This is a genomic window from Chloroflexota bacterium (genome assembly GCA_016219275.1).
Classification (GTDB): Bacteria; Chloroflexota; Anaerolineae; order UBA4142; family UBA4142; genus JACRBM01.
The window spans coordinates 34,203-50,678 of the sequence record JACRBM010000058.1; the positions used below are offsets into that span (position 1 = coordinate 34,203).

13 protein-coding genes are annotated in these 16,476 nt (G+C 55.2%); all 13 read left to right on the forward strand.

What is annotated here, in order from left to right:
* Window positions 1-33 precede the first annotated feature (33 nt).
* The 13 genes from HY868_15840 to HY868_15900 all read left to right on the forward strand — a co-directional run bounded on the left by HY868_15840 (window position 34) and on the right by HY868_15900 (window position 16,469).
* Window positions 34-849, forward strand: a complete 816-nt coding sequence (locus HY868_15840) for a methyltransferase domain-containing protein (GenBank protein ID MBI5303607.1) — start codon at window positions 34-36, stop codon at window positions 847-849.
* Between the two features lie 201 nt (window positions 850-1,050).
* Complete coding sequence (locus HY868_15845; protein MBI5303608.1) at window positions 1,051-2,877, forward strand: aldehyde ferredoxin oxidoreductase family protein; 1,827 nt, start codon at window positions 1,051-1,053, stop codon at window positions 2,875-2,877.
* A gap of 116 nt (window positions 2,878-2,993) precedes the next feature.
* Entirely contained in the window at window positions 2,994-3,488 is a 495-nt protein-coding gene (locus HY868_15850; protein ID MBI5303609.1) for a DinB family protein, read from the forward strand.
* A 438-nt stretch (window positions 3,489-3,926) separates the two neighbouring features.
* Window positions 3,927-6,980, forward strand: coding sequence for a PAS domain S-box protein (locus HY868_15855; protein ID MBI5303610.1), 3,054 nt, complete (start codon window positions 3,927-3,929; stop codon window positions 6,978-6,980).
* Complete coding sequence (locus HY868_15860; protein MBI5303611.1) at window positions 6,955-7,602, forward strand: response regulator transcription factor; 648 nt, start codon at window positions 6,955-6,957, stop codon at window positions 7,600-7,602. Before HY868_15855 ends, HY868_15860 begins: the two co-directional genes overlap by 26 nt.
* Window positions 7,603-8,462: 860 nt before the next feature.
* Window positions 8,463-8,945: a CheW domain-containing protein gene (locus HY868_15865; protein MBI5303612.1), complete on the forward strand. Its 483-nt coding sequence runs from the start codon at window positions 8,463-8,465 to the stop codon at window positions 8,943-8,945.
* 323 nt (window positions 8,946-9,268) lie between these two features.
* On the forward strand, window positions 9,269-10,138 hold the full coding sequence (locus tag HY868_15870; protein ID MBI5303613.1) for an ABC transporter permease: 870 nt from the start codon (window positions 9,269-9,271) through the stop codon (window positions 10,136-10,138).
* A 247-nt stretch (window positions 10,139-10,385) separates the two neighbouring features.
* Complete coding sequence (locus HY868_15875; protein ID MBI5303614.1) at window positions 10,386-11,543, forward strand: DegT/DnrJ/EryC1/StrS family aminotransferase; 1,158 nt, start codon at window positions 10,386-10,388, stop codon at window positions 11,541-11,543.
* A gap of 80 nt (window positions 11,544-11,623) precedes the next feature.
* Window positions 11,624-12,898 (forward strand): ATP-binding cassette domain-containing protein, encoded by a 1,275-nt coding sequence (locus tag HY868_15880; protein ID MBI5303615.1) that lies wholly within the window; start codon window positions 11,624-11,626, stop codon window positions 12,896-12,898.
* Window positions 12,891-13,556: a class I SAM-dependent methyltransferase gene (locus tag HY868_15885; GenBank protein ID MBI5303616.1), complete on the forward strand. Its 666-nt coding sequence runs from the start codon at window positions 12,891-12,893 to the stop codon at window positions 13,554-13,556. The genes HY868_15880 and HY868_15885 overlap by 8 nt, the downstream gene beginning before the upstream one ends.
* Before the next feature lie 314 nt (window positions 13,557-13,870).
* A complete protein-coding gene (locus tag HY868_15890; protein ID MBI5303617.1) occupies window positions 13,871-14,143 on the forward strand; it encodes a hypothetical protein in 273 nt (90 codons plus the stop codon).
* A 1-nt stretch (window position 14,144) separates the two neighbouring features.
* Window positions 14,145-15,341 carry a glycosyltransferase gene (locus HY868_15895; protein MBI5303618.1) on the forward strand — a complete coding sequence of 399 codons (1,197 nt, stop codon included), beginning with the start codon at window positions 14,145-14,147 and terminating at the stop codon, window positions 15,339-15,341.
* A 6-nt stretch (window positions 15,342-15,347) separates the two neighbouring features.
* Window positions 15,348-16,469: a glycosyltransferase family 4 protein gene (locus HY868_15900; protein MBI5303619.1), complete on the forward strand. Its 1,122-nt coding sequence runs from the start codon at window positions 15,348-15,350 to the stop codon at window positions 16,467-16,469.
* Window positions 16,470-16,476 lie beyond the last annotated feature (7 nt).

Genomic DNA, 16,476 nt, shown 5'->3' on the forward strand with positions numbered 1-16,476 from the left:
GGTTAGGGAGGGGTGATTTCAAGTGAGTGTTTGATGTCCGCCCCTATCGTAGCCACAAAAAAAATCATCGAAGGAATTTTTGATCGCGCGGCGGTGCAGTACGATCACACCGGTCCGCGCGTGTTCGAACAACTCGGCGCGCGGCTCGTCGAGTTGATGCCGCTCGCGCCCGGCGCGCAAGTCCTCGATGTTGCGACGGGACGCGGCGCGGTGCTCGTCCCAGCCGCGCAACGCGTCGGCGCGACCGGGCATGTCGTCGGGATTGACTTGGCGCAAGGGATGCTCGACGCGACCGCGCGCGACATCGCGCGACACAACGTCGAACTGCGAAAGATGGATGCCGAGCAACTCGAATTTGCGGACGCGTCGTTCGACGCGGTCACCTGCGCGTTCGCGCTTTTTTTCTTTCCCGCGATGGATGTGGCTTTGCGCGAAATGATTCGCGTGTGCAGGTCCCGCGGATGCTTGGGCGTTTCGTTGTTCGGCGACTCGCCCGCGCCGTTTCGTCCCGCGTGGAGCATTCTCGCCGAACAGATTCAGGCGTATGGCGTCGCGATGCGAATGCCGCAATGCGTCGTCTACAATTCGGAGATCGTGCGCGGGTTGTTGACCGAGGCGGGCTGGACGCGCGTCGAAATGGCAAGCGAGACGCACGAATTCGTTTACGCGACCGAAGAAGATTGGTGGCAGTTTCAATTCACGCTTGGAACGCGCGCCGCGCTCGAGCAATTGGACGACGCAACGCGCGTGCGTTTTCGCGACGAGTATCTCGCAAAACTACGACCGCTGTATCGCGCTGACGGATTGCATTTGCCGGTGTCGGTGATTTACGCGCGCGCGTTCAAGTGAAAAACCTTGCGAAGGCGCGGAGCGTAAACCTTCGCAAGGTTGGTTATGGAATTGACAATCTCGACAAGGCGCGTTAATATGTTGCAAGAGAATGGTGATCGCGCGACCTGTCTTGCTTCCGCATCCCATTCCGCTTCCCCTCACATCGTGACGCAGGCGATGGTTGCGCGACATCATCCATTTATTTCCAAAGGAGGAAAAATGGCGGTAGGTGGTTTTGCAAATCGGATCGCGCACGTGGACTTGACGGCAGGCAAGGTCGAGTTCAAACCCATTCCGGAAGAATGGGCACGCAAGTACGTCGGCGCACGTGGCTTGGGTGTCAAGTACGTGTTAGAGAATGGTCCCCAGGTGGACCCTCTCAGCCCCGACAACATCCTCTGCTTTTTGAATGGTCCCCTCACCGGCACCGAAGCCAACATGAGCGGTCGTCTCGCGGTCGTCACCAAATCCCCACTCACCGGCACGGTAACCGATAGCCATCACGGCGGTTGGTCTGCCGCGCGTCTGCGCTGGGCGGGCTTGGACGGCTTAGTCTTCAAAGGCAAAGCGAGCAAACCTGTGTACGCGTACATCCACGACGGTCAAGTCGAGGTCCTTGACGCCGCGCCAGTCTGGGGCAAGGGTGTGCACGATACAGTCAAGTTCTTCCAGAACAAGTACGGTGAGAAAGATTTGTCCGTTATCGCGATCGGGCAGGGCGGCGAAAAACTCTCGCGCTTTGCGTGCTGGATCAATGAGAATGATCGCGCGAGCGGACGCGGCGGCACAGGTTGCGTCGGCGGCAGCAAGAACTTGAAAGCGGTCGTCATCAAGCAGGAAAAGAATATTCCGCGCGCCCAGAATCAACCGCTGTGGCAAGAGGCGCACAAAAAGATGCTCGCGGAAATCATGGACGAACGCGTCGTGACCGCGCCGCGCAAAGGCGGCTTGTCGGTGTACGGCACGAACGTTTTGATGAACCTCACCAACCCCATCGGCGCGATGCCGACGCGCAATTCGCAGACGACGTACTTTGGCGGACACGAAAAGATCAGCGGCGAGTACGTCAAGCAGAACATTCTCGTCGAAGATCCAACGTGCCACGCGTGCCCGGTCGCGTGCAAGAAGGAAGTCGAAGTCAAGAGCGGACCGTACAAAGGTTTGCGGATGGAAAGCGTCGAGTACGAATCGGCATGGGCGTTCGGCGCGAATTGCGGCAACGACAACGTCGAGAGTGTCGCCAAGTTGATTGACCAGTGCAACGATTACGGCTTCGACACGATCGAAATGGGCAACGTGCTCTCGGCGTTTCAAGAAGCCACGCAGAACGGTTACATCCAGGGCGATGAAGTTCTCCAATTTGGCGATTGGGTCGCGATGGTCGAAACAGTTGACAAGGTTGCCCAGCGCCAAGGCATTGGCAATTTGTTGGCGGAAGGGACGCTGCGCGCGGCGGAACAATGGGGACATCCGGAAATCGCGATGGTGTGCAAAGGTCAAGCGATTCCGGCGTACGATCCGCGCGGCATCAAGGGCATGGGCATCGGATACGCGACGAGCAATCGCGGCGCGTGCCACCTGCGCGGTTACACACCCGCGGCGGAAGTCGTCGGCAACGTGCTGGGTCCCGCATCCGTCGCCGATCCGCTCGCGTGGAAGGGCAAGGGCGAGATGGCGGTGATCTTCCAAAACGTGCACGCCGTCACCGATTGTCTCGACGTATGCAAGTTCGGCACGTTCGCGATTTCATTGGCGTCGTATGCCGCGGTGTACACGGCGTACACCGGCATCGAGACGACCGGCGATGATCTGGTCAAGGCGGGCGAGCGCGTTTACAATCTCGAACGCTATTACAACAACCTTGCCGGTTTGGGCGCTGGTTCCGACCAACTCCCCGAGCGCTTTACCAAAGAACCTTCGACGATGAAAGGTTCCAAGGGGCAAGTGTGCGAGCTAGATTTGATGCTCGACGAGTACTACAAAGCGCGCGGTTGGGTCAACGGCGTAGTGCCGGAAACCAAGTTGAAGGAACTGGGAATTCTGTAAGCACGAAGAATGGGGCGACTGCCTGCGCGGTCGCCCCATTAACGTTTGGGACCAGGTAGCGCGCAATTTTTTCGCGCGTTTTTGTCTAGTCGCGTAGACTGGCGAGGAAGCAGACGATGATTCGGTCCACCTCAGATTTCATCGCGTACTTGGCGAGCATCCGTAAACGCACGCTCAACTACGCGCGGCTTGTGCCGGCGGCTCGCCTCGACTGGTCGCCGCAGGCGGGCGAGTTCACCTGCGCGGATATTTTGCGTCACATTGCTGCGGGCGAAAGGATGTTTGTTGGCGTCGTGACGCAGAACCGGTGGAAGTACGACGGACATCGCGGCGAGCAGAAAAGTGTGGAAGAACTCATCGCGTATCTCGAGCATATTCACGGCGAAGCGATGGAGGCGTTGCGCGCGCTGCCCGATGGGGAACTCGATCAAATGCGCGCGCCGCTGGAGGGCAACGCGCAGGTGAAAGCCTGGCGTTGGCTTATGGCAATGACCGAACACGAGATCCATCATCGCAGTCAGTTGGCAATGTATTTATTATTGATGGGCATTACCCCGCCGCACATCTATGGCTTGGGTGTGGAAGATTTACTTGCCAGGGCGACAGAGTGAAGGCGCGGAACAGAGCAGAGCAAGTTACCAATTTGCCTCACGCGTCGGATGTCCCTGCGAAGCGGAAGCAGACAGAAACTGGTTCAACCAATGGTTAAGGAAAAAATACCTATCCAAAATTGACACCTGCTAAAGAGACGATATAATCAAATTGTAGAGCACTCTGCGAAGGACTTGGGTTTTCCAAACACGCGCCGAGTTCGATTGTGCGCGTGTCTTTTTAGTTTCGTCGAAATAAATTCCTCCGTCGGAGTAGTACCCTTCCAAGCGCGACAGAGTTTTGAAATTCGCGCCCAACCCCGAAAGAATTCGGCTGGCAAACGCATCAACCCAATTAGGTTCCCGGCTGTTTTGAAGAATGGACAGGTCCGGATCGGTAAAGCGCCGTGCGCGTGACCGCGTATCGCGCCATCCACTCCGTTCATGATGAGGGCATTAATGCAACAGGGCACGCCAGAAAATAATGGCGAGCGAATCACGGCGCTTCCGGTAGTCTCATCGCGCGACGCGCTCTATCGCGATGTGTTCGATGCCGCGCCGTTCGGCTATGTCCTGACCAACCTGGCTGGGATCATCCAGGAGACGAATCGCGCCGCGGCATTGATGCTGGGTGTGCGTCAAGACGCATTGACGGGTAAACCGCTGGTGGATTTCGTCGCGGAGGAGGGGACCGAACGTCTAACGTTTAACGCATGTTTGGCGCGGTTACAAGCCGGGCAAACCAACGAAGCGTGGGCGGTACGGTTGCGGTCTGCCGAGGGCGGGTCGTTCTACGCGGCGGCGAATGTGTCCACGTTGCCCGACGCGCGCGCGACCGATGGAACGCCAAGGTTGTGCTGGGTTCTGCGCGACATTACGCGACCCAAACGAACCGAGGGTATGCTGTGGCAAAGCGAGCAACAACTGCGCGGCATCTTCGAGAACTCGGCGGATGGAATTAGTTTGGTGGACGCGCGCGGCGAGGTCGTCGAGTGGAACCACAGCATGGAACGCATCACTGGATTGACGCGCGAAAATGTTCTCGGCAGGTTCTACGGCGACGTCGCCGCCCAGTTGATCGCCGATCCTGAGCTAGCGGAACGCACCCGCGCGCGCAAGCGCACCCGGTTGACGGATCCCTCGCCCTGGCAGAGCAAAACGGTCGAAGTCGAAATTCGCCGATCGGATCGTACGCGTTGTGTCGTCCAACAAACCGTGTTCCCGATCCATACGGAAGACGGTCCGATGTTCGGCAGTATCGTGCGCGATGTGACCGAGCGCCGGGAAATGGAAAATACGCTCCGTCGCGCGAACGAGCAGTTGGATGCGCGGGTGCAAGAGCGCACCATCGCGCTGACGCAAGCCGTCCAGCGGTTACAAGACGAAATCGCGCATCGCCGCGCGATGGAATCGTCGTTACGCGATCGGGTGCGGATCGAAAAGATCATCAGCGCGATCTCGAATCGCTTTGTCACCTTGGCGACGGATCAGGTCGAGCGCGAAATCCACGCGGCGTTGCGGCTCGTCGGCGAGTTCAGCGGCGTAGACCGCGCGCACGTCTCGTTATTGTCCGATACGGGCACCGTGTTTGCCGAGTCCTACGAATGGTGCGCGGAGGGAATCGAAGCGCACGCCGTGGACGCGTTGCGCGTCTCGCCCGAACTGGTCGCGCTCTGTCTGCAAGCGATGCGGCAGGACGCGAAAATACACGTTCCGCGCGTGGCGGATATGTCAGACCTGCCCGGCGAAGCGGGCGACCTCTTGCGTCAGCGCGGCGTGCAATCGTTCATCCTGGTGCCGATGCTCCATCAAGGCAAGTTGATCGGCGTGCTCGGTTTCGACGCGGTGCGCGCGGAAAAAACCTGGCTCGCCGAAGACATCACCTTGCTCCAAGTGGTCGCGGAGATTTTTGCGAACGCGCTCGAACACCACCGCGCCGAACGCGTGCTCCGGGAAAGCGAGAGCCGGCAAGCCGTCATCTTGAATACGGTGCCGGTGATTCTCTACGCGTTCCGCATGAACGACGGCGTGTCTACGATGACCTGGATCAGCCCGAACGCGAAACAGATCACCGGCTTTCCTCCCAACCGTTTCGTGGACGATCCCCGGTTTTGGTTCGCGCGGATCCACCCGGACGATCAAGCCCAGGTTATGGAACAATTGCGCGACCTGGCTTTTGTGTCCCGGTCGGTCGAATATCGCTGGCAATGCGCGGATGGTTCGTATCACTGGTTCCTCGACCGGGTGGATGGAGTGACCCAGGACAATGCCACCGAATACGTCGGCACGTGGCTGGACATCACCAAGCGCAAACGCGCCGAAGAAGCGGAACACGCGCAACGCGTCCTCGCCGAAGTCTTGCGCGATACCGCCGAGTCGTTCAGCAACATGCTCGACGCCGACCAGGTGCTCACCAGTTTGCTCGCCAATGTCGAGCGCATCGTGCCGTGCGACGGCGCGAACGTGATGTTGGTAAAGGACGGTCTGCTGCGCGTGATGGCGTGGCACGGGTACGCGGACTTGCCAAAGCCGAACCTGGAACAGGGACTACTTGATCTGGAAATGCTGCCGAGTTTGCAAAAGATGTTTGCAAACGGTCAGCCCCAGCTCGTCCCCGACACCGCCACCGACGAGCATTGGGTCACGTGGACGGGGATGTCCTGGATTCGTTCGTACATCGGGATGCCGATTCGCGCGCTCAGCAAGACAATCGGGTTTTTGAATGTGGATAGCGCGACGCCGCACTTTTTCAATCCGACGCACGTCGAACGCTTGAAAGCGATCACGGGTCAGGCGTCGGTCGCGCTTTCCAACGCGCACTTGTTCGCGGAAACGCGCCAAAAAGCGGATCGCCTCCGCGTGCTGTCCCAGCGATTGGTCGAAGCGCAAGAGATCGAGCGCGCGCGCATCGCGCGTGAACTGCACGACGAGATCGGACAAATTCTGACCGCGTTGATGGTAGATTTGCACTATGTCGAGCGACATGCCCAGGAACCGGATTCGATTCGGGCGCGCGCGGCGGACGCCAAACGACTGACGAACAACGCGTTGGAAGGTTTGCATCAACTCGTCGTGGATTTGCATCCGACGAGTTTGGAGTACCGCGGTCTAGTGCCCGCGCTGCGCCAGTACATTGACGGCTTTGTCCAGCAGTTCCAGGTGCCCGTCGAATTCGACGATATGGGTTTGGGGGATGTGCGTCTGCCCGATGAAGTTGAAACCGCGTTGTATCGCATCGTCCAGGAGGCGCTGACGAACGTCGCGCGCCACGCGCACGCGCAGAGCGCCCAGGTTCTGTTCACGCAACGCGAAGGTTGGTTGAGTCTGCTCATTTGGGACGATGGGGTCGGCTTCGATCCGAACGGTCCGGCGTTGAGCAATCGGCTGGGCTTGGTCGGCATGCGCGAACGCGCGGAAATGCTCGGCGGACGATTCTCGGTGGAGAGCGATACCGGTATCGGCACAACATTACGCGTGGAGGTTCCTTATGTCCGTGCGAATTCTAATCGTTGACGATCACGCGGTGGTGCGCGCGGGATTGCGCGTGTTGCTCGGCGCGGAACCGGATTTTCAGCTGGTGGGCGAAGCTGCCGACGGGCAAGCGGCGTTGCGTTTGGCGGATGAACTAGCGCCCGATGTGGTTCTGCTCGATATGAACATGCCGCGCTTGAACGGCATCGAGACCACGAAACAGATCACGCAAAAACTGCCGCACGCGCGCGTGCTGATCCTGACGCTCCACGCGGACATTAGTTATTTGCGTCAAGCGATGGAGAGCGGCGCGGCTGGCTATATTCTCAAATCCGCCATCGAACCGCAGATCATCCACGCGATCCGCGCGGTGGTTAAAGGCGAAATGTTCATTGACCCGGCGATGACGATGACGGTCGTGCGCAGTCTTGAATCGGCGGACGCGTCCAAGAAAAGCGCAGCGGACAATCTGTCCGCGCGCGAAACGGAAATCTTGAGTCTGGTTGCGCGCGGACATACGAATCGCGAGATCGCGGAAAAAATGCACCTCAGCATTCGCACGGTCGAAGGGCATCGCTCCAGCATCTTCGCCAAACTGGGTTTATCCACGCCGATTCAAATCGTGCGGTACGCGATGCAACACGGTTTGCTCGAAGAATGCTAGTGCAGTTTGACAGACGCCGCTGGGAACGCTCCGGCGAGCGTTCCCTACGCCGATTGCATCAATCTCCCGCTGGGCACCGCCCAGCCGGGAGATTTTTGTTGTTTCGCGATGTCCGCGAGGCACACGGGCGATTTCGCACCGAGAATTTTCCAGTGGTTGAGGGCGTTGCGTAATCGGTGATAATTTCGTGATGGCGCAGATGTATATTAGACATCGTCGGGAATAAGACCTCTCTCGCCCAGCCGCCAAGAACGCCAAGTTTTTTCAAGATGATTCTTTGCGTGCTTTGCGTCTTGGCAAGAGGTAAAAGTTGTTTCCGATAAAGTCTATTCTGGTTGAACTTTGAGCCGTGCATAATTTGCCAGTGTCAGGTTAGCCGCACACTTGGCTCCGCGCACGCTTCGCGGCACGCGGAACATTTCTTTGTAGCCGTTCAGCCCATTCTGTCACACCTACACTCCCGAAGGGGTATGGTGCAAGTGTTACGAGGGCGGTTTTCGCGTGCTGAGCGAAGCCGAAGCAAGCAATCCCCAAAATATGGTCTGCCCGGCAAATTGCCCGGGGATTGCTCACTTGTCCTGGCGGGAACGCAAGCGCCAGGGTCGTCGCAAACAACGCTCCTCCATTAGACTTCGCAATGACACCATTCCCCGCGTGCACCGATTGCGGACACTACGCGCGTAGTCCCCGTTACGCGACTACGCTATTTTACCGTAGGAACTCGGTACTAGATACGTAATTATCCGCTTCACAGAATGGCTCATTCGAGAGTAAAGTGCTAGTGTTTGCCGGGTGATTGGCAACGCGCGATTTGAACGCGCCGATCTTGGATTCGCGAGGTACTTTTGGTGGAAATGCGTTTGGAGCAAAATGACGCGTCAGAGGATTGGCGTTATGTCGTGACCTTTGACTTGGATCAACAAACGTATGCGGTGCCCATCGAATCCGTCGTCAAGATCAGCGAAATCACCGCGCTGACACCCGCGTCCGGCGCGGACAGTAGTATCGCAGGGATGATCGAGATCGCGGGACGACAAATCCCGGCGGTCAATCTGCGCCGACAGAATGGTTCGGCGGAGAATCGAATTGATCCGCACACGCCGGTGCTCACCGTTCAGATCGGCGAGGTGGTTGTGGCGATGATCGTAGACAAAATCGCCGGCGTGTGGCGATTGCCGGCGACCCAGGTCGAGCGCTCGGCGAAGATGTTACCGGGAACGATGATGAACACGCCGCGTGGCAACGCCTTGTTGTTGAGTCTAGCATCCTTGTTCACCGCGGACCAGATCAACGTGCTGGCGCAGTGCGCGCCCGCGCTGCCCGGCGAAGAGCGTCCTAATTAGCGATACCTGTTTTGCCGATGTTCGATCAGCCACTGAGCGCACGGAGAGATAATAATCCGAAACGTTGAACAACACCTTCGCCAAAATCATAAATTGATCCGCGAATAACGCGAATCACGCGAATAAAAAAATTAGCGAAGATTCGCGAGATTCGCGGATGAAGGAATAAATTGGCGATGGTATTGCTGAACCGCCGTGGTTGAAATGTAGCGGCGCTGATTCTAGCCCCGCGCGGTGATAACGCCAGCGCTTTCGATTCGACGATTCGGGCAGGCGAACGATGCTTGCCGGAACGGCGGAGCGCGCCCAGAGTTCAGATCATTATGACAATTCTCTCCTGGACAAAAAACGACGACGCGAATTGGACGTTGATCATTCGCGCGCAACGCAATTGGCTCGATTTGCGGCTCGGCGAATTGTGGAGTTATCGCGATCTCGTGATGCTCTTCGTCTGGCGCGATTTTGTCTCGGTGTACAAGCAGACGATCCTGGGTCCGGTATGGTATCTCATCCAGCCGCTGTTGACGACGCTGACGTTCACCGTGATCTTTGGCAACATCGCGCGCTTGCCGACGGACGGCTTGCCGCAATTTCTGTTCTACATGTCTGGCACCGTCATTTGGAATTATTTCGCCGACGGCTTGACGAAAACCTCGAACACGTTTGTCAACAATTCGAATCTTTTTGGCAAGGTCTATTTTCCCCGGCTTGCCGTGCCGGTCTCGATTCTGATCTCGAACCTGGTCACGTTCGCGATTCAACTCGCGCTGTTCATTGGCTTCATGGTCTATTTTGGATTGTCGGGCGTAGCGATTCGTCCGAACGTCTGGATTGCGCTCGCGCCGATCCTGGTCTTGATGATGGCAGGGTTGGGACTCGGTTTTGGGATCATCGTCTCGTCGCTCACGACGCGTTATCGCGATCTGCGCTTCCTCGTGACGTTCGGCGTGCAACTGTTGATGTACGCGACGCCGGTCATTTACCCGGTCTCATCCATCCCCGAACAATTCCGCTGGCTCATCCTGGCAAATCCATTGACGCCGATCATCGAGGGCTTTCGATTCGCGTTCCTGGGCGCGGGCGCGTTCGACGCGGGGCAACTGCTGTACAGTTTCGGCTTTACGGTCGCGGTTTTGCTGATCGGGGTTTTGCTGTTCAACCAGGTCGAGCGGACGTTTATGGATACGGTGTAGGGGAGAGTTGGATAGTGCGATAGTGGGGAGTAGTAGCAAGAAACCCGTGTTCCACAAACCCCGGAAGCGAATTGGAGCGGGAGTGTCGTTAGCAGATTTGAACTGGTGGGGCGGATCGAATAGCAAGGATGTAAGAAGGATGTAAGAAGGATGAAGGTAGGATGCCCGAGGGATGCTTAATGCGGCAAGATAAAACAAGATGACAATAAAATTAGCCATTGAGGGCGGCAAGCCCGTCCGCGAAAAAATGTTATTGTTCGGCGCGCCAAATTTCGGCGACGAAGAGATCGCCGAGATAGTGGACACGATCAAGTCGGGCTGGGTCGGCACTGGACCCAAGACAAAAAGATTTGAAGAAGAATTTGCGACGTACGTCGGCGCGAAATACGCGGTCGCGCTCAATTCCTGCACGGCGGGTTTGCATCTCTCGCTTGTTGTGCTGGGCATCGGTCGCGGCGACGAGGTAATCGTTCCATCGCTGACGTTCGGCGCGACGGCAAACGTCGTTGAACACGTTGGCGCGCGCCCGGTGCTCGTTGACATTGACCCGGTATCGTTGTGCATCGCGCCGCGCGAAATCGAGAAGGCGATCACGCCGCGCACAAAAGCGATTATCCCAGTCCACTACGGCGGGATGCCATGCGCGATGAATGAAATCCGCGCGATTGCTGCCGCGCACAACATCACCGTCATTGAGGATGCAGCGCATGCGATTGGCGCGAAATACCAGGGCAAGAAAATCGGCGCGATCAGCCCGCTCACCAATTTCAGTTTTTACGCGAACAAGAATCTTTCGACCGTTGAAGGCGGGATGGTGACGACGGATGATCCCGCGCTCGAAGGAAAATTGCGCGTGTATCACTTGCACGGACTGAGCCGTGACGCGTGGAAGCGCTATCATACGAAAGAGTTTTCGGTCAGCGAGGTTGTCGTGCCGGGCTACAAGTACAACATGACGGACTTGCAGGCGTCGCTCGGCTTGCATCAACTCCGCAAGCAGGAGCAGTTCATCGCGCGGCGCGAAGAGATTGCGGCGTTCTACGACGAGGCGTTTAGCGAACTCGATGGCATGGTGCGAACCCAGCCGCGCCCGCATGACGGCGCAAGCCGCCACGTCTTGCACTTGTACGTGTTGATGCTCAACCTCGCGCGGTTGAAAGCAGATCGCAACCATGTGATTAGCGCATTGCTCGCGGAAAATATCGGCGCGGCGATGCACTTTATGCCTTTGCACATGCACCCGTACTATCGCGACACGTATGGCTATCAGCCAAACGATTTCCCAGTGTCGCGTTACGTAGGCGAATCGGTCTTGTCGCTTCCGCTCGTGCCGCAGATGTCGCGGCGGGACGCGCAAGATGTGGTGGACGCGGTGGAGAAGGTTTTGGGGGCATACAGAAATTAAATGGGATGCAAACAAGCGCAAATTGTTTTTGTCCGCGTTCATCCGCGCGCGAAGCGATCCGCGTCCCACTCTATTGAATCATGACAACAGTTATCTCCGTTGAAAACCTCAGCAAATATTACAACCTCGGCACCATCGGCACCGGCACGCTCTCGCATGACCTGAACCGCTGGTGGGCGCGAATGTGCGGCAAGCCAGACCCGTTGCTCAAGATCGGACAGCAAGATCACGGCAACCGCAACGGCGAGGCGATTTGGGCGTTGCGCGATGTGAGTTTCGAGGTCAAGCAAGGTGAGGTGCTTGGTATCATTGGACGCAACGGCGCAGGCAAAAGCACACTGCTGAAAATCTTGTCGCGCGTGACAGCGCCAACTTCAGGAGAGGTCAAGGTCAAGGGGCGCATTGCAAGTTTGCTTGAAGTCGGCACCGGGTTTCATCCCGAACTGACCGGGCGCGAGAACATTTTTCTGAACGGCGCGATCCTGGGAATGAGCAAGCGCGAAGTTTCACGAAAGTTTGACGAGATTGTGGCGTTCGCCGAAGTGGAAAAATTTATTGACACGCCGGTGAAACGTTATTCAAGCGGGATGTACGTGCGCTTGGCATTTGCAGTTGCCGCGCACTTGGAGCCGGAGATTTTGTTGGTGGATGAAGTGCTGGCGGTAGGCGATGCCGCGTTTCAGAAAAAGTGCCTAGGCAAGATGGGTGATGTGGCGAAGGAGGGGCGGACGGTGTTGTTTGTGAGCCATAGTATGGGCTCCGTTATGAGTTTGTCGAAGAAGGGAATGTTGTTGGACCAAGGGAAGATTAAGATCTTTGGTGACATTGATGCTGTAGTTGATGCCTATTCCGGTGAAGCGACTCGGGATACTTTTGTTGAAGGGCGAAAAGTGGACACGCTTGCTTATATCGAGTCAGTTCGTTTTGTTGGGTCAAGGACAATTCGATCAGGACAAATTCTTACAATCGAAGTTTGCGTTTTTTCCAATTCTCTCAAGGCGCTAAACATTAGTTTGGACTGGCGGATAAAAGATAGCCGAGGTGCGCCACTTATCGGAGGTATTCCTCATGTTCAATTTGGACAGACTAATGCTTTGGCTTTCGGGCTCAACCGATTTTTGATCAAGATTGGTCCGCTTCCGTTAGCAGAAGGAGATTACAAACTAAGTTTTGATGTTGATTTACCTTGGGCAGAGTATTTGGATCGTCTTGAGGACTGTTTAGAATTCTCAATCAGCAGTTGCGTGCTCGGGGCCGCTGGACAGTCCTTCAAGAATTCTTGGGGGCATGGGAGTTTGATCGTTCCTTTTCAGATCGACCGCTCAATGGGAATGAGAGCAGAACCAAATGAATGAATCGCAATATGCCGAGTTTGGGAAGGGGCGATTTGATACAGTTAGTGGAAGCAAGTTGGCGCAAATCAAGGATGACGCAGGAAAGTCTATTCTCGACGTGGGATGCGGTCCTGGCGCATATCTGAAAGAACTTGCAATCCTCGGCTATGAGATTGCGGGAGTGGACAGGAATAAATTGTTTATCGAACAGGCGCTTCATGTTACAGACAAAGTCTACCTGGTTGATCTAGATACGGAAGCACTATCGAGGTTCAGTGATGCAAGTTTTGATACTGTCTTGATATTGGACGTCCTCGAACATATCCAAGACGACGCCAGATTGCTTCAAGAAGCAAAAAGGGTCTGTCGCCGAAACGTAATTCTTACAGTGCCAGCACGAATACCTAATGGTATGTCCGAAATGCATTTCGTGTTTAGTTCTTATTTGGACCCATCGCATCTGCGTTACTATTCATTCTCAGACATGGTCAACATTATGGACAAGGTAGCTTTCGACCACTACAACATCAAGTCGGTGATGCGTTTTGATCCTATTCTATATCGGATATTTCCTGGCTATCTTCGTATTGCGCTCGCTCTAATCAATAGGGTGCTCTTGAAAATATCTGACCCTAGGTTGCTCACTTCTATATGGTATGCTGTGGGATGGAAATCCTAGCATTGATGAAGCCTCAAAAGTTTGATTATTCTATTTGCATGGATATGGAGTTCGATGATTGCTCGATTTTCAAATCTTTGGTTTAGGTTTCAGCAGTCGTTGACCACGTGGTATTATGCTCAACAGCTCGGTATATCCAAGAAGAGCGTAATTATCGGTGGGGCCTGCGTTATTCACGGTGGGGGTAATTTCGTTGTGGGTAAAAATGTTGCCATTCGCTCGACTCCGCGTTTGCCAGTTGAATTGTATTGCTCGAGCGGTGCGGCATTGACGCTTGCCGATGGTTGTTTCCTAAACCAGGGTGTTCATATCGCATGTTGCAAAGAAATTTATATCGGAGAGCAGTGTTTGATCGCCGATCAGGCATTGATTATGGACAGCGATTTTCACGGCGTGGTGATGTGCTTCCGCAGTCTACTCCGGTTCGTATTGAGCGTGGTGCATGGATCGGCGCACGAGCGATTATTCTCAAAGGCGTAACGATTGGTGAAGGTGCGGTCGTGGGTGCAGGCGCGGTAGTCACACATTCTGTACCACCTAGGTCGCTTGCCGTTGGTAATCCAGCGCAAATAGTACGGCAGTGGTAGTATGAGAATTGTCTACGTTGCGCCCTTCCTGGGGGTGCCGCCGGACAATGGGGGCGCAATTCGCGCCTATAACCTCGTTCGTTATCTAGCACAGAGTCATCAAGTCACTGTAGTGACTTGGGCTTCCGATCAACAAGAGGCGTTGTCTGTATGGGCTAGCAAATATCTCGATCGCCTAATAATATTGCCCTCTCTGCGCCGAGATTCTTCTTCCCAAGATAGGGCTACCACATTGCGGCGTATGTTGGCTTTTCCATCTGAATCGTTTCGGCATTTTCCAAGCAAGCTACTAGTGTCAGCAGTTGAGCAGGAGTTCCAAAGAGAGACACAACCAGACATTATCATTTTTGATACGCTCTACACCGGGCAGGCGATTCGTTTGCGTCGGTGGCTTGTGCCGACAATACTTTCGCTTTACGATGTTGAATCAAACTACTCACACCAAATGTACGCTAAATCGGGTTGGCGACCGTACAAATTTGTTTACGGACTCGAATGGCTCAAGACATGGCTCTATGAGCGACAGATTGTACGTTCATTTCAAACCATAGCGGTTGTATCGCCGCAAGATGCGGTGGCGATTCAGAAAATGCATCCTGCCGCGCAAGTGCTATATGTGCCCAACGGAGTTGACACACACATAAGGGTTCCGCTTTCCGAAATGTGCGGTGATGCAATTCTTTTTGTCGGCAACTTTGACTATGCGCCGAATGTAGAAGGGCTATGGTACTTTTACGAGGAGATTTGGCAGAAAATCAGAGCACACGTTGACGCGCGGTTTCTTCTAGTAGGTCGTAATCCACCGCGTCAGTTTTTCGAAATATCACAAAGTGATCCATCGGTAGAGATAGCTGCGAATGTACCTGACGTGCGCCCCTATTATGCACAGGCGCGTGTGTGTGTAGTGCCGCTTCAAAGCGGCGAAGGGACGAGATTGAAAATACTCGAAGCATTCAATCTAGGGATTCCAGTTGTTTCAACTTCAATAGGTTGTGAGGGATTGGATGTGGTGGATGGCGAGTCCTTGATGATCGCTAATGATTCCGATACCTTTGCTCGCAATGTCATCGGATTATTCCAAAATCGCACTCAGGCGGAAGCAATGGTTGCGAAAGCGCGGATGCTGGTCGAGAATCGCTACGACTGGAATACTATCGGGTGTAATTACCAAGCGGAGTTGGAACGGTTGGTGAACTGACCGCAAATGAAAGTTTTGTTAGTCGTTTCGAGTTATCTACCCAACCTCGGTGGCTTGCAAAGAGTTACATCGAATCTCGTCCACGAATTACAACAGCGTGGTCACTCAATCACAGTACTAACCCAGCGTTACCCACGCACGCTCCCGACCGTAGAAGAAATAGATGGCGTGTGTGTGCGGCGATCACTTTTCCTCACGCCCCGTTTGCGCGATTTGCAGAAAAGACGACTGGATTTATTTCTCGCGAGTCTCTTCTATTTTCCAACGACATTGATGCCCTTGATCTGGCGCATTGCGTGCGACAAGCCGAAGGCGGTGAACCTACATTTTGTTGGCGCTCCAGCATTATTCTTGGTCATCGCGCATGCATTGCTCCATTTTCGATTCGTCGTCTCTTTGCATGGTGATGATGTGGAAGGGCTAGCTCGCGGAACTTGGTTTGACCGTTGGGTATTCCGCACCACGCTGCGAAAAGCAGATGCGGTGACGGCTTGCTCACGCTATTTGCTTGATAAGGCAATCGCGGTCGAGCCTAACATAGCGAGCAAAGCGCGCGTGGCTTATAACGGTATGCAAATCGAGAATACGCTGTCGGCTGCAGGCGGCGATGACATCTTTGCGGCTGGGCGCATGGTGCCTAAAAAAGGGTTCGACGTTTTACTGCGCGCAATTGCTCAATGTCGGAACGAAAAACAAACCGTTTGCTTGAATCTTGTTGGTGATGGAGCAGAGCGATGTGCGCTAGAATCACTTGCGTATGAATTGGGATTGGCAGATAACGTGACGTTTCTCGGTGGCAAGGATCACGCATCGGTTGTGCTTGCGATGCGAGCAAGTCGGTGTGTCGTCGTGCCTTCGCGCGAAGAGCCGTTCGGCTTGGTTGCGCTTGAAGCGATGGCGGCAGGCAAACCTGTGATTGCGACGCGCGTAGGTGGATTGCCCGAAGTGTTGGACGGAGCAGATGCGATCCTGGTTAAGCCAGACGACCCCGATGCACTCGCCCAAGCCATTCGCCAAATATCAGATCGCTTGGAGAGCGAGCCTCAGTTCGGAGTACGCAACCGTGAGGTCGCCGCGCGATTTTCTGTTGAGCGAATGACTGACATGTATCTTGCGACGTATACGTAGAATTGAA